The 18,955-nt window shown below is 62.7% G+C and carries 19 protein-coding genes; 5 read left to right on the forward strand and 14 right to left on the reverse strand.

Going from position 1 to position 18,955, the window contains the following annotated elements:
- Positions 1 to 25: 25 nt before the first annotated feature.
- From ATN38_RS07385 to ATN38_RS07400, 4 genes are all read right to left on the reverse strand, one after another.
- On the reverse strand, positions 26 to 352 hold the full coding sequence (locus ATN38_RS07385; protein ID WP_003939954.1) for an SHOCT domain-containing protein: 327 nt from the start codon (positions 350 to 352) through the stop codon (positions 26 to 28).
- Between the two features lie 24 nt (positions 353 to 376).
- On the reverse strand, positions 377 to 805 hold the full coding sequence (locus ATN38_RS07390) for a DUF6325 family protein (RefSeq protein WP_007732604.1): 429 nt from the start codon (positions 803 to 805) through the stop codon (positions 377 to 379).
- Positions 806 to 875: 70 nt separating this feature from the next.
- Positions 876 to 2,147, reverse strand: coding sequence for a nitrate/nitrite transporter (locus ATN38_RS07395; protein ID WP_007732605.1), 1,272 nt, complete (start codon positions 2,145 to 2,147; stop codon positions 876 to 878).
- A gap of 45 nt (positions 2,148 to 2,192) precedes the next feature.
- Complete coding sequence (locus ATN38_RS07400; RefSeq protein WP_218747768.1) at positions 2,193 to 3,188, reverse strand: aldo/keto reductase; 996 nt, start codon at positions 3,186 to 3,188, stop codon at positions 2,193 to 2,195.
- Between the two features lie 101 nt (positions 3,189 to 3,289).
- Here ATN38_RS07400 and ATN38_RS07405 point away from each other — a divergent pair, with 101 nt between their 5' ends.
- On the forward strand, positions 3,290 to 3,847 hold the full coding sequence (locus ATN38_RS07405) for a TIGR03086 family metal-binding protein (protein WP_020970773.1): 558 nt from the start codon (positions 3,290 to 3,292) through the stop codon (positions 3,845 to 3,847).
- On the opposite strand, the gene ATN38_RS07410 is transcribed toward ATN38_RS07405, so the two are convergent.
- The 3 genes from ATN38_RS07410 to ATN38_RS07420 all read right to left on the reverse strand — a co-directional run bounded on the left by ATN38_RS07410 (position 3,844) and on the right by ATN38_RS07420 (position 7,248).
- On the reverse strand, positions 3,844 to 5,118 hold the full coding sequence (locus tag ATN38_RS07410; RefSeq protein ID WP_064114152.1) for an alkaline phosphatase family protein: 1,275 nt from the start codon (positions 5,116 to 5,118) through the stop codon (positions 3,844 to 3,846). The two genes, ATN38_RS07405 and ATN38_RS07410, sit on opposite strands and share 4 nt — an antisense overlap.
- Positions 5,115 to 6,803 carry an alkaline phosphatase gene (locus tag ATN38_RS07415; RefSeq protein ID WP_218747769.1) on the reverse strand — a complete coding sequence of 563 codons (1,689 nt, stop codon included), beginning with the start codon at positions 6,801 to 6,803 and terminating at the stop codon, positions 5,115 to 5,117. The genes ATN38_RS07410 and ATN38_RS07415 overlap by 4 nt, the downstream gene beginning before the upstream one ends.
- A 103-nt stretch (positions 6,804 to 6,906) precedes the next feature.
- Positions 6,907 to 7,248 (reverse strand): hypothetical protein, encoded by a 342-nt coding sequence (locus ATN38_RS07420; RefSeq protein WP_003940142.1) that lies wholly within the window; start codon positions 7,246 to 7,248, stop codon positions 6,907 to 6,909.
- 142 nt (positions 7,249 to 7,390) lie between these two features.
- On the opposite strand from ATN38_RS07420, the gene ilvD reads away from it, so the two are divergent.
- Positions 7,391 to 9,085, forward strand: a complete 1,695-nt coding sequence (ilvD, locus tag ATN38_RS07425) for a dihydroxy-acid dehydratase (protein ID WP_003940201.1) — start codon at positions 7,391 to 7,393, stop codon at positions 9,083 to 9,085.
- Positions 9,086 to 9,098: 13 nt separating this feature from the next.
- Here the strand turns inward: ilvD and ATN38_RS07430 are convergent, their stop codons facing one another.
- A complete protein-coding gene (locus tag ATN38_RS07430) occupies positions 9,099 to 9,755 on the reverse strand; it encodes a S1 family peptidase (RefSeq protein ID WP_007732621.1) in 657 nt (218 codons plus the stop codon).
- A gap of 74 nt (positions 9,756 to 9,829) precedes the next feature.
- Positions 9,830 to 10,549 carry a DUF6319 family protein gene (locus ATN38_RS07435; RefSeq protein WP_003940205.1) on the reverse strand — a complete coding sequence of 240 codons (720 nt, stop codon included), beginning with the start codon at positions 10,547 to 10,549 and terminating at the stop codon, positions 9,830 to 9,832.
- Positions 10,550 to 10,710: 161 nt separating this feature from the next.
- Here ATN38_RS07435 and ATN38_RS07440 point away from each other — a divergent pair, with 161 nt between their 5' ends.
- Positions 10,711 to 11,856 carry an adenylate/guanylate cyclase domain-containing protein gene (locus ATN38_RS07440; RefSeq protein ID WP_082931257.1) on the forward strand — a complete coding sequence of 382 codons (1,146 nt, stop codon included), beginning with the start codon at positions 10,711 to 10,713 and terminating at the stop codon, positions 11,854 to 11,856.
- Between the two features lie 3 nt (positions 11,857 to 11,859).
- Here the strand turns inward: ATN38_RS07440 and ATN38_RS07445 are convergent, their stop codons facing one another.
- On the reverse strand, positions 11,860 to 12,510 hold the full coding sequence (locus ATN38_RS07445; protein WP_030537009.1) for a TetR/AcrR family transcriptional regulator: 651 nt from the start codon (positions 12,508 to 12,510) through the stop codon (positions 11,860 to 11,862).
- 56 nt (positions 12,511 to 12,566) lie between these two features.
- On the opposite strand from ATN38_RS07445, the gene ATN38_RS07450 reads away from it, so the two are divergent.
- On the forward strand, positions 12,567 to 14,111 hold the full coding sequence (locus tag ATN38_RS07450; RefSeq protein ID WP_218747770.1) for an MFS transporter: 1,545 nt from the start codon (positions 12,567 to 12,569) through the stop codon (positions 14,109 to 14,111).
- Here ATN38_RS07450 and ATN38_RS07455 read toward each other — a convergent pair.
- Positions 14,099 to 14,611 carry an Lrp/AsnC family transcriptional regulator gene (locus ATN38_RS07455; RefSeq protein WP_051649709.1) on the reverse strand — a complete coding sequence of 171 codons (513 nt, stop codon included), beginning with the start codon at positions 14,609 to 14,611 and terminating at the stop codon, positions 14,099 to 14,101. The genes ATN38_RS07450 and ATN38_RS07455 overlap by 13 nt on opposite strands.
- A gap of 195 nt (positions 14,612 to 14,806) precedes the next feature.
- Between ATN38_RS07455 and hppD the strand changes: the two genes are divergently transcribed.
- A complete protein-coding gene (gene hppD, locus ATN38_RS07460; RefSeq protein ID WP_047270743.1) occupies positions 14,807 to 16,012 on the forward strand; it encodes a 4-hydroxyphenylpyruvate dioxygenase in 1,206 nt (401 codons plus the stop codon).
- A gap of 6 nt (positions 16,013 to 16,018) precedes the next feature.
- Here the strand turns inward: hppD and ATN38_RS07465 are convergent, their stop codons facing one another.
- The 3 genes from ATN38_RS07465 to ATN38_RS07475 are packed head-to-tail and all read right to left on the reverse strand — an operon-like array spanning position 16,019 to position 18,951.
- Entirely contained in the window at positions 16,019 to 16,669 is a 651-nt protein-coding gene (locus tag ATN38_RS07465; RefSeq protein WP_020909123.1) for an NUDIX domain-containing protein, read from the reverse strand.
- Positions 16,666 to 17,955, reverse strand: a complete 1,290-nt coding sequence (locus ATN38_RS07470) for an adenylosuccinate synthetase (protein ID WP_047270739.1) — start codon at positions 17,953 to 17,955, stop codon at positions 16,666 to 16,668. Before ATN38_RS07470 ends, ATN38_RS07465 begins: the two co-directional genes overlap by 4 nt.
- Before the next feature lie 9 nt (positions 17,956 to 17,964).
- Entirely contained in the window at positions 17,965 to 18,951 is a 987-nt protein-coding gene (locus tag ATN38_RS07475) for a hypothetical protein (RefSeq protein ID WP_218747771.1), read from the reverse strand.
- Positions 18,952 to 18,955 lie beyond the last annotated feature (4 nt).

Here is an 18,955-nt window from a genome sequence, read left to right on the forward strand (position 1 = left end):
GCCGCAATTGAAGAGAACAGCAGGGCTAGCTCAGCAACTGCGCCTTTGCCGCCGCGAACTCGGCATCGGTCAACACGCCGGACTGATGAAGCTGTCCCAACTCCTGCAGCTTGGAGACCAGATCGTCCGCGCCTGAAGGGGGAACGGACTGCACGGGGGCGACCTGCTGCTGCGGCGGCGGCTGTTGCTGCTGGTACTCCTGCTGATATTCCTGCTGCTGCTCGCTGGCCTTTCGTTGACTCCGTCGATCCATGGCGTTGGACGTCGCCTTTGCGGTTCCAGCCACTACCGCCGTGCGCGCCACCGTGCCGAGCAACCCCGGCCGCCCTCTGCGTCCACCTCGAAAAACCATGCCGAACTCCTTGGGTAATTGTCGCTACTGAAATGCTGCTTCGACCGCTGCGACGACTACCTCGCGCGGTATCTGAACGTGAAGGACTACGTCGCCGCCGCCACCGCGAACCGTCGACGCGAGCTCACGCGCCCACGTCTGCTCGTAGACGATGACTGCGGCGGACGTTCCTGGTTCGAGTGACTCACGGACCACGTCCAGGTCCTCGTCACTGATCAATGCCTTGGCTTCGATGGACAGAATCGCCAGGCCGATGTCGGTGAGATCTTCGTCGACATCGATCTGCGACACCTGTCCGTCCGCGTCCTTGGCGATGTACACGAGGTCGAGCAGAGTGACAAAACCTCGTTCCACCACGTTCTGCAGCGCGGCGACAGCTTCAGGATCCACAGTTGAACCTGGGAATGCCAGCACCACGAGCTCGACCGGTCCGATGTTCATTGCGTCGTTCATCCATCAAGCCTGGTGGCTCGGACGCTTGGGAACCTCACCCGCAGGGGATGAATTACCCGATGCGATCGAGTTATTTGTTGCGACGAATGACTTCGCGAATCGGCCGTACGTGTACGCCTTCTGCTGCGAGGGCTCGCCGGGCTTTGCCTCGGGTGACGAGCACACCGACGATACCGAGAATCCAAACCGGATATTGCACCATCCAGGCGACACGGAATCCGTCGAACGTGTACCCGCCCATGTGTCCGAGGATGACGCCCATCACTTGAATCACGATGAGGGAAGCGAGGAATCCCCCGATGTTGACCATGCCTTGCGCGGTGCCCATCGCCGAACTCGGGTTGGACGTACGCGCGTAGTCGAAGCCGATCACCGAACCCGGCCCACCCACCGAGATGACGACCACCAGGATCGTCAACAACCAGAGCGGAGACGGTTCGCTTCGTGAAAGCACGATCGTCCACATGAGCGCGCTGGCCACCATGATGGTGAGAACCAACCACGATCGACGCATGGGATAGCGACCGGTGAGAATACCGAGGATCGGGCCGGCCACGATTGCCGAGATGACTGACAGCGTCAGCAGCGAGCCGACCGTCGTGGAGTCGAGGCCTTGAGCCGATTTCAGGTACGGCACACCCCACAGCAGCGCGAACGTCGTGATCGAGAACTGAGTCCCCATGTGGCTGAAGAACCCGAGTCGGGTGCCGGGCCGCATCCACACCGTCTTGATCTGTCGCCCGATCTCCTTGGCGCCGGCCGGCACGGCGACCACGTCGGCACCGGGAGGCGCGTCGCGGATGACACTCAACGCCAGCGCAAACGCCAACAGTCCGACAGCGGCAGCGCTGCCGTAGGCAAAAGTCCAGCCCGGTCCGGACAACAGCAACATGAACGGAAGCGCAGACATCACCTGGCCCAGCTGACCGAGGATGCCCGTGAACTGCGAGACCAACGGCACCTGCCGGGGCGGGAACCACTGCGGTACCAACCGCAACACCGAGATGAAGGTGAGTGCATCCCCGGCACCGACGGCAATACGTGCACCGATCGCGACGGGCAGCGATTCGGTGAAGGCGAGAGCCAACTGCGCGGACATCATGATGAACGCACCGACTGCGATCATGATCCGCGAACCGTAGCGGTCGAGGAGGACTCCCGCCGGAATCTGCATGCCGGCGTACACGACGATCTGCAGCACGACGAAGCTCGACAGAACGCTGGGCGAGATCGAGAACCGATCAGCAGCAGACAGACCCGAGACGCCGAACGAAGTGCGGTGAAGCACGGCGATCACGTAGGCAAAAACACCGACACCCCAGACCAACCACACTTTTTTCATCGGGTCTGTATGTTACTCCTGTCTTTCGCAAGGCTCAGGACATGATTATTCGCGGCCCTGAGACACCCAATTCAGATCGGCCGAACGGAAGCCTTCGGTGATCGCGGCGAGGGAGTCGAGGCGAGCGATCTGGTCTTCGCTCAAAACGATGTCCAACGCTCCGGCGTTTTCGGTGACTCGTGCAGCGAACCGAGTGCCGGGAATCGAAACGGAAGGCAACCCGTACTGGCGGCCCTTGGCATCGAGCCATGCCAGGGAAACCTGTGCAGGCGTCGCGCCGAGCTCCTCACCGACGGCGCGGACCACGTCGAGAACCTTCTGATTGGCGGGAAGTGCGGAGTCCGAGAAGCGGGGGAAGCGTCGGCGTAGGTCGTTGTCACCGAGCGTCGCCGCATCGAACGATCCCGCCAAGAAGCCTCGGCCCACAGGTGAAAAGGGCACGAACCCGACTCCGAGTTCCGCCGCGGTGGGTACTACCTTGTTCTCGACGTCACGGCTCCAGATGCTCCATTCCGACTGGATCGCCACGATCGGATGTACCCCGTACGCACGACGCAGTTCGTCACCGGTCGCCTCGGACAGTCCGATGTTGCGGACCTTGCCCGCCTTCACCTGCTCCGCGATCGCGCCGACGGTGTCTTCGATCGGCACGTTCGGGTCGACCCGGTGCAAGTAGTAGAGGTCGACATGATCGACGCCGAGTCGTCCCAGAGACTCGTCGAGTGCCCGCGGCACGTAAGCCGGGTCTCCGTTGATCCCGCGCTGACCGTTGGCGATGTTGCCGACCAGACCGAACTTGGTCGCCAACTGCACTTCGTCCCGGCGGTCTTTGAGAAGCTCTCCCACCGCACGCTCACTCGAGCCCTCGCCGTACACGTTCGCGGTGTCGATGAATGTGATCCCGATGTCCACCGCATGGTGCAGCGTGGCGAGCGCCTCGGCCGGATCCACCGGGCCGTAGACCGGGGCGACGGACATCGCGCCGTATCCCTGGGCGCTGACAGTGAGACCTTCGGCCAGAGTGACGGTGGGGACGGTCATGAAAACTCCTCGATTCGACTGAGCGACAACCCCGACAGTCTTCACCGAATCGAAGCCTCACGCACCGATTAACGTCACGCTGATCGGGTTACCCTCGAGTGATGGCATTCGATTGGCTCGAACTCGTACTCACCGCCCACCGCGAATTCGGTTCACGACTCGCTGCGGTCGAGGACTGGAACGCACCCACGCCCGACTCCGACTGGCACGTCGAACACCTCGTCCGCCACGTCATCGAGGAGCAGCAGTGGGTACCGCCGCTCCTGGCCGGACTGACGGTCGGCGAGGCGACACCGGACATCGTTCCCGTCGGGGACGACCTGTGGACCGAATGGCAGAAGTACTCCGATGCCGCAATCAAAGCGTGGAAATCGACGGACCTCAGTGCCCACGTTCACCTCTCGTACGGCACGGTGAAGGTGGAACCCTATCTGCGCCAGCAGACCTCGGACGTCACGATCCACACCTGGGACCTTGCGCGAGCGGTCGGAGCAGACGAGCGGCTCGATCCAGACCTCGTCGAGGCCGTCTGGTCCGACCTCGACGGGCAGCGCGACATGCTCGCCGAGAGCGGTCTGTTCTCCGCTCCCGTCGATCTTCCTGACGATGCGTCGTTGCAGGACAAGCTGATTGCCCTGACCGGTCGCGATCCTCGTTAGACGTTCAGCGACACACCCGTCGTGCGAGCGACGCCGTCCCAGCCGCCGGCAGGTGCACCGAGGCCGAGCAGAGCCGCAACCGTCGGCGCGACGTCGATCGTGCGAGCCTGCGTGTCGATCTTCCGTCCACCGTCCAGAGCGGGATGTCCGCCGCTGAGGAAGAACGGAATGGGCAGTGTCACGAAGTGGCCGTGGTTGCCGGGAATCGGGTTGGACAGTGGAGTCGGATCACTGAACCGCCAGCCCTGAGCGCAAAACGCAACGACGTCACCGGCATTGGTGCCGAGATCGAATTCGGCGGGGAGGTGGCTGGATTCGACGCCGTCCACACCATCCACGATCTGCTGAATCCGGCTGACGGCTTCCGCCCGTTCGCCATCGGGTCCGACGAAGTAGATCAGGTCTGCGCCACCGTTCTGGGCGATTCGAATCTTGCCTGCCAGCAACGGGTCCGCGTTCAGCGGTCGATCCAAGCCGATGAGCCGCGCGGGCTCCGACCAGTCCATCGAGTGGTCGGCCAACACGATCAGAATGCTCCGATTCCAGCGACCCGTGTCATGAAGGAAGTCGACGAAGCGGCGAACCTGGTTGTCGGTGTTCTGAAGTGCAGCCGTGCGAGCGATCCGGATGGACGGACCGGACAGATCCAGGTGCCCGACCCGATCGACGTCACCGAGGTTGGTGAATGACAGCCGCGGCGAGTTCCCGCCGACGATACGGATCAAGGCGTCGATCGTGAAGTTGTCCGGCGCATGCTCGGTACCGGGAACGAGCGGCTGCGGATCCCACACCAGTGAGGCGCGGTCACCGAACAGCCCGTGAAGGTAGCGCTTCGACAGCACACTCGCAGTGGTCAATCCGAGTTCGGTGCGTACCCGATCCAGAACCGTCGATGCCTGCAGGTCGGAAGGCCGATCGAGGTCCCGCTTCTTGTCGATGGACGGATCGTAGACGGAGTTGGCGGGTACACCCGAACGCGCCGGCAGCACTCCCGTCATCATCGCCGTGTGGTTCGGCAGCGTCTCTGCGATCGTGATGGCACTGGCGTCCGGGTAGTGGATACCGCCGGCCGCAAGCCCGGTGAGCGTCGGGGTGAGCTCCGATCGCAGCTCGTCCGGCCGCATGCCGTCGACGACTATGACATGCACGTCCAGGTCTGGGATTCCGGCGTTGGTGGGAACGCTCGCGCGCGCGGGCGTTCCGAGCAATGCCGTTCCGGCGACAACACTTCCACCGATCAGAACGCTACGACGCGAAACTTCGATACTCACTGGTCGACTCCTGGTCGGTACGAGGACTGATCGAGGGCGGCCGAGGTGGGTGAGACTCTACTGCCCGCGCCTGCCGGCAGACGGTAGCTCACGGCGTAGTGCGCATTGCTCTGCGGATTGGTGAGATCGTCGACGTAGTACCAGTCCATCTGAGTACCTTCGCGGGCAATTTCGAATACGCCGTAGCCGTGCGAATCCAGTTCGACGTACCGCACGTGGCGGTTCACGGCCTTGAATGCTTCTTCTGCCGCAACGGTTACCGTGCGCGGTGGCACTTTCAGCATGTCGTCGATATTGGGCGACGTCACCGACGGGACGACGAACTCGGCGCCGACGGTCGGCCCACCCGGATAGTTGGCGGCGTTGGTCGGTAGGTCGCAGGCCCATGACGTGTGGATGTCACCGGTGATGAAGACGGTGTTGTCCACACCGTTCGAGGTGATCGCGTCGAAAAGCCTGGTGCGGTCGGCGGTGTACCCGTCCCACTGATCCGTGTTGTACGGGACACCGGCCTGCGGCACACCCACCAGTTCGGTCAACGCCGCGGTGGTCGCCGGTTCCAGCGGCGGGAACACGCAGGGCGTGATCATGACCGGATTGCCGACGACCTTCCACTGCGTCGGGGAGGTGACGATTCCGTTGGTCAACCAATCCATCTGTGCGCGTCCGGTAATGGTGCGCGACGGATCGTCGACCTGCTTCATGGTCGGTTGCTCGTCGCGGTAAGTACGCAGATCGAGCATCGAGATCTCGGCCAGATTCCCGAAGCGGAACCGACGATACAGCTGAACGCTCGAACCACTACCCGACGGGCGGACAGGCATCCACTCGAAATATGCCTTGGCCGAGTTGGCCTTTCGATCTGCCCAGTCACCTTCGACACCGGGAGTGTGGTTTTCGGCGCCGTCCCGGTACGCGTTGTCGGCCGATTCGTGATCGTCCCACGTGGTGATGAACGGGAGCTTCAGGTGCAGAGCTGCCAGATCCGGGTCTGTCTTGTACTGCGCGTGCCGAATTCGGTAGTCGGCCAGCGAAATGATCTCGTGGGCCGGCTCGTGAAGGCGAACGGATCCGTTTCTCGCGCCGTACTCCCCCTGCCCGTACTCGTAGATGTAGTCACCGAGGTGGATGATCGCGTCGAGGTCTTCGCGGAATGCGAGGTGACGATAGGCACCGAAATACCCCGCCTCCCAATTGGAGCAGGACACCACGCCGAAGCGGAGACGATCGAGATCTGCCGAGTTCGACGGAGCCGTACGGGTGCGGCCCACCGGAGAAACAGCCGAACCCGCAGTGAATCGGTACCAGTACGTCGTCGACGAATCGAGTCCGGTGACGTCGACCTTCGCGGTGTGATCGGAATCCGCCGAAGCAGCAACACTTCCGGACGCAACGACGCTCGCGAACCCCTCATCGGTCGCGACCTGCCAGTTGAGAGTCACCGCCGGCCCGACGCCGGAACCGGGCGTCGCGTCTGCCGTCGGGGTGATGCGGGTCCAGATGATCACCGCATCCGGCAACGGGTCACCGGATGCCACGCCGTGCGCGAAGCCCGGGCTGCCACCCGGAACCTCGGCACCGGCGTGGCTCGCCGAAGCGACACCGAGACCTACTGCGCCGGCGAGGGCCGCCGATCCCTGCAGCAGGCCACGTCTGGATATTCGATCGAAGGCATTCGTGTGCACGCTAGGAGTGAACCCGCACCTGAACGGGCGTTCAAGAGAGCTTCGGGATGTTCACCCAGGCTTCGCCTGCGCTTCTCTGGAAGTTTGATCGAGTCGATCCCGATTACAACCGGTAATCGAGGGCCGAGCCTCGAACCACACCGACCTTGACTCCGATGTAACCGCCGAGTGCACCCCCGGCCGCGATCAGGATCCAGAACGCCGGCGGAAGCAGAGCCTCGGACCCGTCGACCTCGGAGAACGCGGAATAGCCTGCGATCAACGCGCCGAACAGGATGGGCAGTATCAGCAGAGCGGCAAAGAAAGTCACCCACACCGATACGAAGCGGCCCTTCCACCGGGCAATCTCGTGCAGAACCGTCAGAACGACCAGGAAGACACCACTACCGGTCAAGAAGGCGGCCAGAACTGCAAATCCGAAAGCCGAAGTCAGTTCCGACTCCACGTGAATCCCCCTGTACGTCAATCACCTGCACACTCAGCCCCAACTGCGATGCGACGAGTCTATTCACGACGGACGGCGTTTGTCGGCAAGTCGAGTCGCTCGTCTGCCGGAAACACACCCCGCTGACGCCTATGCTTGGAAAATGACCGAACCCGACATCAAGCCCAGAAGTCGTGACGTCACCGACGGACTCGAAAAGACCGCAGCGCGCGGCATGTTGCGTGCAGTAGGAATGGGCGACGACGACTGGGTCAAGTCGCAGATCGGCGTCGCCTCGTCCTGGAACGAAATCACGCCATGCAACCTGTCCCTCGATCGCCTGGCCAAGGCCGTCAAGGAGGGCGTACGGGAAGCCGGCGGGTTCCCTCTCGAATTCGGCACTATCTCCGTCTCCGACGGCATTTCGATGGGGCACGAGGGCATGCACTTCTCCCTCGTCTCCCGTGAAGTGATCGCGGACAGCGTCGAGACCGTCATGCAGGCCGAGCGTCTCGACGGATCGGTCCTTCTCGCCGGCTGCGACAAGTCGTTGCCCGGCATGATGATGGCGGCGGCCCGCCTCGACCTCGCCAGCGTGTTCCTCTACGCCGGCTCCACCCTCCCCGGCGTCGCCAAACTTTCCGACGGCAGTGAGCGGGAAGTCACCGTCATCGACGCGTTCGAGGCGGTTGGCGCCTGCTCGCGTGGGCTGATGAGCCGCGCCGACGTCGACACCATCGAACGGGCGATCTGCCCGGGCGAAGGCGCGTGCGGCGGCATGTACACGGCAAACACGATGGCCAGCGCCGCCGAGGCCATGGGAATGTCGCTGCCCGGCAGCGCTTCACCGCCCGCACCGGATCGTCGCCGCGACGGCTTCGCCCGCGAGAGCGGCAAAGCCGTGGTCGAACTTTTGCGTCGAGGTATCACCGCAAGGGACATCCTCACCAAGGAAGCGTTCGAGAACGCCATCGCAGTAGTCATGGCATTCGGCGGATCCACCAATGCGGTGCTCCATCTCCTCGCGATCGCGCACGAAGCGTACGTCCCGCTGACGCTCGACGACTTCGCTCGCGTCGGTGCGAAGGTCCCGCACCTCGCCGACGTCAAGCCTTTCGGAAAGCACGTCATGACGGACGTCGACCGTATCGGCGGCGTCCCCGTGATCATGAAGGCATTGCTCGACGCGGGACTCATGCACGGAGATTGCCTGACCGTCACCGGTAAGACCGTGGCGGAGAATCTCGCGCACATCACCCCGCCCGATCCGGACGGCAAGGTCCTGCGGGCGATGAACAAGCCCATTCACCCCACCGGAGGCATCACGATCTTGAAGGGGTCACTCGCGCCCGGCGGCGCGGTGGTCAAGTCGGCAGGATTCGAGTCTGATGTATTCGTCGGCACTGCACGGGTTTTCGAACGCGAGCGCGCCGCGATGGATGCTCTCGAGGACGGCACCATCACCGGCGGTGACGTTGTCGTCATCCGCTACGAAGGCCCGAAGGGTGGTCCCGGCATGCGCGAGATGCTGGCCATCACGGGCGCGATCAAGGGCGCGGGTCTCGGCAAGGACGTCCTGCTGCTGACGGACGGACGATTCTCGGGCGGCACCACCGGCCTGTGTGTCGGACACGTTGCGCCCGAGGCCGTCGACGGCGGTCCCATCGCGTTCGTTCGCGACGGCGATCAGATCCGGCTCGACGTGGGTACCGGACAACTCGAATTGTTGGTCGACGACTCCGAATTGGAAGCCCGCAAGAAGGGCTGGGAGCCGTTGCCGCCTCGCTACACACGTGGTGTATTGGCCAAGTACTCCAAGCTCGTGGGATCAGCCTCGGGTGGAGCAGTGTGCGGCTGATCCCAGCCCGCCGCTAGATCGGCCGGTACCCGGCGCCGACACCTCCGTGGGCATTGATCGTGTCCACGATGGAGGTCATGTTGGTGCCGAGTTCCGGCCCCAGGCACGGCACCCAGAGGTAGGCGTTGACCATCGCGACCAGCGTCGTCCCGACCGTGACCGGGGCTCCCGAATCACCGTGGTCGACGCAGATCTGAGTCCAGGTGGATGCGTCGGCGCTCAGGTCTCCCCAGACGACGCCGCAGGTCGTGCCCGTCGTACGGCCTTCCTTGCAGGCTGTAGCCGGGAAGCTGGCCGGAGCGCCGATCGAGGTGATGGTTGCCGCGCCCACCGTTCGAACTGGTGTGACCTTGCCCGGATCGAACTGGATGACCCCGTAGTCCAGGTCCGGGTTCGACTCGACGAACGTGCCGACCACGCCTGCGTCCTCGTTGCTTTCCGGGATCACGAACGATCCAGGACCACCGCAGTGACCTGCGGTGATACCCACGAGTCTGCCGCCGTTGTCGTGACCGATAGTGGTCAACGTACAGACCAGCTGATTGTCGATGATGATGCCCGAACCACCACCCATGGGCGTGGGTGCAGCAACAGCGTTGCTGCTGACGATGAACCCGAGTCCGAGTGCCAAGACCAACGCTGCCAGAGCCGAAACAATTCGCTGCAACATCACAATCTCTCCGCCGGTAATCTCCCCGCTGCAAAAAACGCATACCCCGGAAAGTGCGGACCTACGCAGCGTTTCTAGTCGGTAGCTCCGAGCGCCTCGAGCATCTTGCGTGCCTCCTCGAGCTGACGGCTCAACTCGTCGACTCGCGCTGCAGCCATGTCCCGTGCAGCGACGATGATGGACTCGACAGCCTCGATTGCGGTGGGCTCACCCAACTCGCGGACAGCTCGCTCGACCGCATCGGGTGCGACCGGAACTGCTTTGCCCGGACGCTTCGCGCCCTGTGTGACCGTCACGCTCCAGTCGTTGTCCGCGCCCGCATGGATCGTGACGCTGATGCCGGCCGGCAGTTTCTTCGCACGCTTGACGGCCGGACGAGGTGTCGCGGCAGGGGCAGCAGTGGTAGTCGGTACCGGAGCGGGTGCAGGCTGCGCACGCGGCTTCGGTCGAACAGGCTCTACGAGTGGCTCCATCAGGGGCTCGGACTCCACAACTGGTTTGGGCCGTGGCGCCGGTTTGGCCGGTGCCGCGGAGACGCGGTTGATGCGCAATTCCTCTGCCTCGAAAGGCAATTCGTCGTTGACGCCTTTGGGGCGGATCATCACGGTGTTGCCGTCCACCGACACGACTTTCGCCGAGGTACCGGCTTCGATCCCCAAGCTGGGAGTCGCCTCGCGCAGATAGACGGTGGCGCGCTTGCCTTCGGCGACAGCCGTGGCGAGCGCTGCCAGATTGTCCGCAGTGAGGTGATCCGGCGTTGATGCGGCAGCGCCGGAACGTCTACGGGGTGGCATGCGCAGGTCCTTTCAGAAGTATCTCGTGCATTTCGGTATCGACAGTGCTTTTCTCGGGGCAACTCTTGCACAAGCCACCGACGTGTTGACTCTCACCGCCCGCCTGAGCCCGAGGATCCGTAGACGGTTCGGCCAATTCAGTACTGTTCTCGGGGCACCGCGTGGAAGATGGTGGACAGAAATTCGTTGCGGCAAGAAGGAGCACGGTGAGCAGTTCGGAGTCAGAGTGGATCGACGAGGTCACCGAACCCGCCCCTGCTGAATCTCACGCTGCTGAACCTCACACTGCTGATCCGGTCGACGTCGATGCTCATCTGCTCAGCCGGATTCAAGCCGACATCGAGGAGTCCCTCCTCGGCGGACCGCGCTGCTTCACGCAATCGCAGATCGCGGAATTCGCCGGTGTGACACGCGAGCGTGCCGATCGTTTGTGGGTCGCGATGGGCTTTGCCGTCGACGAGGATCCCGACGCCGTCATGTTCACCCAGCAAGACGCCAACGCCCTCAAGACGATCATCGACATGGTCAATCGAGGAGTCATCTCGCAGAGCAGTGAGGTGGCTGCCGCCCGTTCACTGGGGCAGTCGATGTCGAGGTTGGCTGAGTGGCAGGTCTCGCTGATCAGCACACACATCATCGACCAGCTCGCCGACTCGGCAGATCACGAGCCCGAAGCGATCCGGAAGATCGTTCTGCGCCTCGGCGCCGAGATCATTCCCGCTGTCGAATCTCTGCAGACGTACGTCTGGAAGCGCCACGTCGCGTCGTCGACGGGCCGCAACGTCGGAAACCCGGGCGAAGAAGTAGCGAGTCGTGTTCTGGTCGTGGGTTTCGCCGACATCGTCGGGTACACCTCGCTGACCCGCGGCCTCGACTCCGCCGAACTCAACGATCTGCTCGAGCGGTTCGAGTCCGCGTCCACCGAAATCATCGGTCGCAACTACGGCTGGGTGGTCAAGACCGTCGGTGACGAGGTCATGTTCGCCGCTGAAAGTCCCCACCATGCCGCCGAGATCGCTTTGCAGATCCAGCAGGCGGTCCTCGCCGATCACGACGATCCGCAGCTTCGGGTGGGTCTGGCCATGGGGCCGACGTTGGTTCGCTTCGGAGATCTCTACGGTTCGGTGGTCAACAAGGCCGCGCGTCTCACCAGCTCTGCTCGTCCCGGCACCGTGCTGATCGACTCCGAGTTGGCCACCCAACTCGGCTCGGACGCCAATTTCAAACTGCGGCACCTACGTCCGCGACGAGTGCGCGGAATCGACAGGCTCGAACAGTACGTCCTTCGACGCAACCTGGAGCCGTGAGCGTCAGCTCGAAACTCCGCGTGCAGCCAGAAAGTCGTCCACGATCTGCTCACACGCAGCCTCCCCGAGAGGCGTCAGCGTGGCCAGCTTGGTGAGCACCAAAGGTCCGACCAACTGAGCAAGTGCGACGTCGTAGTCGTACTCCCCCAACGCGTCGATCGCGTCCGGCGAGCGCAGGATCCGATCGAACGCGTGTCGGTACTGCTCGAAGACCGTCTGGCGCAGCGATCGCAATTCGGGCTTGTCCGTGGACAGGGCATCGACGCTCGAATAACCCTTCAGTTCCGGCCCCAAGCCGAGCCAGCACATCGCCGTCACCTGGATCGGTGCGCTTTCGATGGCTTTGGCCTGACTGGTCAACAACTCGAGCAACTGCGCGCGGAGATCGCCTTCACCGGACATCTCCGGCACCGGCGGCAGTAGACGTGCAAATGCCGCGGCGAGTAACTCCGTGCCACTGTCGAAATGGCGATACAGCGTCGCACGCGCGACGTTGGCCAACTTGGTGACGGCATCGATCGTCACGGCGTCGACGCCGCCTTCTGCCAGCAGCGTGGTCGCTGCGTCGAGCAACCTGGACCTGGAACGCTGTTTGCGCGGGTCCTCGTCGTTTCCCTGCTGTTCGATTCCCTGCTTGTCGATTCCCACCGTCACAACTTCAGTTATACCCACTTGGGGGTTGTGGAACTGCTGTTCTTGTAACGATACTGATGGTCTTGTTTCTATCGGGAGGTTTCGTGAGTAGCGATACGACGCTCGAACAGTCCACGTGGACCATCCGACAGATCTGGATGCTGACGGTCGCGTGCTGCGCCGTCGCGCTGGTCGTCGCAGCGATGGCCGCTCTCAACACGGCCCTTCCCGACTTGGCCCGCGATACCGGTGCAACACAGAGCCAGCTCACGTGGATCGTGGACGGGTACACGCTCACGCTGGCTTGTCTCTTGTTGCCGGCGGGCGCACTCGGCGATCGATACGGTCGACGAGAACTGCTCATGTTCGGACTACTCGTTTTTGCTGCCGGCTCGTCGATTCCGGTCTTCGCGGACGAACCGTCGTGGATCATCGTCTCCCGCGTGATCTCCGGCGTCGGCGCCGCGTTTGTCATGCCGGCGACGCTGTCTCTACTCACTGCAGGTTTCCCGCCGGCGCAGCGTGCCCGCGCCGTCGGAGTCTGGTCCGGCGTCGCAGGGTCCGGTGCAATCGCCGGACTCGTCGTCTCCGGGCTACTCCTCGAAAAATGGTCGTGGCATTCGATTTTCGTCAGCCTGGCCGTCGTCTCAGTTCTCATCCTCGTGGTGTCGTTCACGATCGTGACGTCGAAGGACACGGAGGCAACTCCACTCGATCTACCTGGTACAGCGCTGATCGCCGGCTCGATTGGCCTGTTCGTCCTCGGGATGATCGAGGCGCCCGCCCGTGGCTGGCTCGATCCGGCGGTTCTCGCATTGCTAATCGGCGGAATCGCCATGACAGCAATCTTCAGCTGGGTCGAATTACGCACTCGCCACCCACTTCTGGACGTCAGACTGTTTGCCAATCGTGCATTCGGCAGCGGCGCGGCGTCGCTGACCCTGCAATTTCTGGCGACCTTCGGCCTGTTCTTTCTGATCGTGCAGTATCTGCAACTGGTGCTCGACTACTCCCCTCTGCAATCTGCGCTAGCCCTTATGCCGATCGCCGTGCCGGTAATGGCCCTGTCCGTGGTTGCTCCCCTGCTGATTCCGCGTATCGGTCTACGCGCCCTCACCGCAACCGGAGTCGCCTTCCTCGGAACCGGAATTGCACTCCTGACGCGCTTGGATGCCAGTTCGACCTATGCCGAAGTCTGTGTTCCCTTGGTAGTGGCCGCCATTGGATTGGGTTTGTCGACAACCCCCGCCACTGCTGCCATCGTCTCCAACGCACCGGACTCCAAACAGGGGGTTGCCTCAGCAGTCAACGACGCAACCCGTGAGATCGGCTCCGCCATCGGCGTTGCACTGGCGGGAAGTATCCTCGCCGCCGGCTACGGAAATCACGTCCAGCCCGCGGTCGACTTGCTACCCGAACCGGCCAAGGAGCCGGTATCCGGTTCTCTGGCCGCAGCTCTCCACGTCGCCGAAGCAGCCGGGCCGCAGGGTGCCCAGTTGGCCGAATTCGCCCGTGAAGCCTTCATCAAAGGCATGGATCAAGGAGCACTCACGCTCGCTGCGATCATGTGGGTATCCGCGATCGTTCTGGGATTCTGGGCTCCGGGTCGTCAGCGAGACTGACCGCCTCGTCGGTACGCCGGGGCCTTGGTCGTCTGCTCCGACTGCAGAGTCTGTAGAAGGGGCATCGACCGGAGCGGCACCACAACCGAGAGAACCATGACGCTGGTCGACCGGGTGGCTATCCCCGACCGATTCAGTTCGAGCAGCGTCGCTTGCAAATCCTCGTGCGACGCAGCGGCAATCCGGCACAGCACGTCGCCGGAGCCGGTGGTGGCAAAGGCTTCGAGCACACCGGGGATTGCCTCGAGTTCCGCGGTGACGGTGTCGAGCGCCCCCTGGGCGATCTGCAAAGTCACGAATGCTTGTACTCCGAAACCCGCTGCAGCCAAATTGACGTGCGGCGCGTATCCGGCGATGACGCCCGCATCTTCCATCCTTTTCAATCTCGCCTGCACTGTCGCCCGCGCAACCTTGACCTGACGCGAAAGCTCCAACGCACCGGCTCTCGGGTGCTTGTTCATCGCGTCCAACAGAGCCAGATCCACTGCGTCGAGATTCACGTCTGCTCCACTCGTCGTTCAACTATGCAAATTGCCTACAAAACAGTGCCACCATCTTCGCATTCCGGCGCTGTGTCTACTTTCAACTACCTCCGTTGACTACCCAACCTCTGAAGGACTTATCTGTTTGTACTGGCAGTGCCGAACATAACTCGAGCACCGCGCTGTCTACATCGCACTCAGAGGGGACTCATCATGACCGTCGAACAGACTCTCACCGACGACGAACAGTTGGCCGGCCTGGATCTGGAGCAATTGCGCCAGTTGGTCGGCTTGGTCGAGTACGACAGCGATCACGATCCCTTCCCCGTGAGCGGTTGGGACGGCCTCGAATGGATCGTCGGAAATGCCACGCAGACTTCACATTTCTTCCAGTCTGCGTTCGGCATGGAATTGGTGGCCTATTCAGGCCCGTCGACGGGAAACCGCGACCACCACGCGTTTGTACTCAAAAGCGGGGCCGTGCGGTTTGTCGTCAAAGGTGCTGTGGATCCGGCAAGTCCGCTGATCGAACATCACAGCCGTCACGGCGACGGTATCCGCGACATCGCGCTCAGCGTCCCCGACGTGGACAAGTGCATCGCACACGCCATCACCCAAGGTGCGACAGTGTTGAGCGAACCGCACGACGTCACCGACGAGCACGGCACCGTTCGCCTGGCCAGCATCGCGACGTACGGCGAGACTCGGCACACCCTCGTCGACCGTTCCCGCTACACCGGCCCTTACCTTCCCGGATACGTCGAACGGACGTCGTCGTACCGCAAGCGTGACGGCGCGCCCAAGCGAATCTTCCAGGCCCTCGACCACGTCGTCGGCAATGTCGAACTCGGCAAGATGGACCAGTGGGTCGACTTCTACAACCGCGTCATGGGATTCACCAACATGGCCGAGTTCGTGGGCGGCGACATAGCCACCGACTACTCCGCGCTGATGAGCAAGGTCGTCTCGAGCGGCAATCACCGAGTCAAGTTCCCACTCAACGAACCTGCCATCGCGAAGAAGCGGTCACAGATCGACGAGTACCTCGAGTTCTACCAAGGTCCCGGCGCTCAGCATCTCGCACTTGCGACCAACGACATCCTCGGAGCAGTCGACGCTCTGGCCGACGAAGGAATCGAGTTTCTCTCCACTCCGGCTTCGTATTACGAGGATCCAGAACTGCGCGCGCGTATCGGAGAGGTTCGAGTTCCGATCGAGGAATTGCAGAAGCGAGGCATCCTCGTCGACCGTGACGAGGACGGCTATCTTCTTCAGATCTTCACCAAGCCGATCGGAGATCGTCCCACCGTGTTCTTCGAGATCATCGAACGCCACGGCTCACTGGGATTCGGACTGGGAAACTTCAAAGCCCTGTTCGAAGCGATCGAGCGTGAGCAGGCCGCGCGGGGCAACTTCTGAGGTAGGTCAGCTGTTTTCGGTCCACGCCCAGACCACCGCGGGTCGCCCGGTGGCACTGACCCGGACTCGTTCGTCCGTACGTTCCAGCCCTGGCAACGCTTTGAGCGTCCGGTTCAAATTGCCCGGGTCCGGACGCACACCGGAAAGCTCCTCCGCCACGGCCAGCGCGTACGACGCCGGAAACGACGGACCCAGTAGTGCCCGCGTGAATGCCTGATCTCGCCACAACAGGGTGTCAGCAAGGATCGGGCGGGTATCGGCGACTATCCGATTGTGGTCGAACGCAAGGTCCCCCGGGTTGTCCCAGCTCACCCATTCGGCCGAACCCGGCACCTCGTCCGACGAGATCACTGCCCACATGGTCACCGAGAGCGTCGGACCGCGGGGGTCGCGATTGGGTTCGTCGAACACGGTCAATTGACCGCTGACGAGGATCTTCTCGTCGGGAATTCCGAGCTTGGTGGTCACGGCTCGCCTGGCGGCGTCCTGCAACCGCTCACCGGCGCCCAGCAGTACACCGGGCAGCGCCAACTGCCCGGTGTACGGCTCCGCTTGCCGCGGAGTGACGGCAAATCGCAACATCCCGGGTTCCGGATTGCCGAACCGGAGCGCGATGACATCGATCGAGACAAGTGACTGGTCCACACCGTCCATCATGCAGGCACTGGGCATCGCATCTGACGATCGACCCGGTCGGCACCGTTCGCGGTCAGCACTACCGGCGCACCCATTTCCTCGCTCAGATACCGGGCGAAATCCTCCGGGTCGGCCGGAAGTTCCTTCGGCACGACCCCTACGGCTTTCAGGGAATCTGTCAGCGCCTGCTGGTGATCGAGATCCTTCCACTCTCCGACGGGAACGAACGGCAATCCTTCGTACGCGTGCACCCCGTGGATCGGGACGCCTGCAGCCCGCGCGCGATCCATCGCGTCGAGATGAGTAAGCGCCAAACCGTCGACGCCACCGCTCACCTCGATTGCGTAGTGCAACAACAACTCGTCGAGGTGGCCCGTCCGGAATCCGCCTTGATACTCACCCGTCCCGTTGTGCAGCTCGGGCAACACCTTCGCCAGCTCCGGATCCTCCGTCGGGAAGGGCCCAGCTCCGTGTCGTGTCATGTACGTGCGGGTGACGCCGAGTACGTAACTGTCCCGGCCCAACTCGTCGATCATCGCTCGCGCGTTGGACGGCTCGACCGTCGACCACGTGGTGTGTGGGTGAAACCCCCGCCACTCGTCGAGAAGGACACCTTGTGCCCCCTCGAATACCAGACGACCACGGGCACCCAACGCGCCCAGCGCATCCGGGTCGGCGATGTCCACGACGGCACCGAATTCCGCGTACATGTCGACCATGTCGTCGATCGGCGGAAAACCGTGGCGACTCTCCGCGATCAACGGTCCGTAGAATGTGGCCAACGCCGACAACTTACGACGCAAGGAATCAGGTCGCCGGCAGTCTCCCACCGTAGGCGCATTCGCAACTTCGAGCGCATACGCCGCGGTCTCACCGATCCCCTTGCCACACGAGCCGTGTCGGTTACCGCCGCGAGCATCCTCACGGGCCCTGTTGGCGGCCACGTGAATCGGCGTCGTCAACAATGCGCGCGCGTCGATCCGTATCAGATCGAACGGATTTCGAACTCCGAGCGCTTCCAGAGCACGCGCCTCCCGGGCGAGGGCGATGGGCTCGACCAACACGAATCTCGAGAGAAACGTCGGGACGCCGGACAGCGTTCCCGAACCGAACTGCGAAAACGTGTGGTGGCGCTCGCCGACCGTCACGTTGTGCGCTGCCTGTGCCCCACCGTTGAACCGGACCACTGCGGCCACACCCAAATCGGCTTGGTCGGAGCAAAGCCAATCGACGGTTGCTCCCTTCCCCGCATCTCCGAACCCGAGGTCTACGACGACGATATCTCGGTCTTCGAACGGCTCCATCATGCTCTCCTTCTATGCGAAATCAACATCGTCCGTATCGGTTCCGAGATCGTGGGGCAACCCGGCCACCGTCGCGGTGCTGCGCCCTGGAATTAGAGCGAGAGCCTTGCCGACGGTCTCGGCTTCAGCTCTTGAACCGATGTCGCGGAGATCCGCCAGTCCGTCACGCAGGTCGATGCGGTCCTCGCCGATTCCGACCGTCAGCGCGATCAGTTCGCACACCGCAGCGGGGTCGTCGAGTTTGACGAAGCGTTCACCGAGCAACTTCTTCCAGTGATCCGCGATTTCCGGATCGTTGAAGTACGACGACTGATCTGGCAGAACGAAGTAGACATTCCATCTTTCTTCGAGTTCACGGTAGATCGACGGGACCGATACGTCCTGACGTACCTTGTCGCCGATCACCGAACGGATGTGACGAGCCGAGAGTCGCGGCTTGTTCAGCTCGTCGCCGATGATGAAGAGGTAGCCTTTCCTTCCACGCTTCTCCCAGGCATCCGTACTGGTGTGGCGCGCCATGAAATATGCTGCCAATTCATAGCTTTCCGACTTCTGTCCACCACCGTTGCCCTCGAGGAAGATGGTCCGAAGCTGCTCGTCAATCGCGTTACCCGACTCGAACTGGCCGACTTGTAGTGGCACCTGATCGGAATCGGCGTCGCCGATACCACCGAACAGAATCTGCGGATCATCCGCGTATCCCTTGCGTTGCAGCAGCCCGTGCAGCTTTCCGAGCTTGTCCTGCATGATTCGAGGAACAGCGCCCATCGAGCCGGTGACATCGAAAAGCACTGCTATCGGGAGAGAATCGGGGTGCCCGGCCGAGTCTCGGCATTCACGCTTGTCGACGCCGAAGGGGTCGAGGGTCGGGTCCGCTTTCCAACTGCTTCGCGGACGCGACCGAAGCGAATCGGTGTAACCGAAATCGTCGACACCGCGTGCGGCACGAAAAGTCTTGCCCGCCAAATAGGTGTTGTCGTCCCAGTATCCGTAGCCCATGACA

Origin of the sequence: Rhodococcus sp. FH8, assembly GCF_019266085.1 — a bacterium.
Classification (GTDB): Bacteria; Actinomycetota; Actinomycetes; order Mycobacteriales; family Mycobacteriaceae; genus Rhodococcus_F; species Rhodococcus_F qingshengii.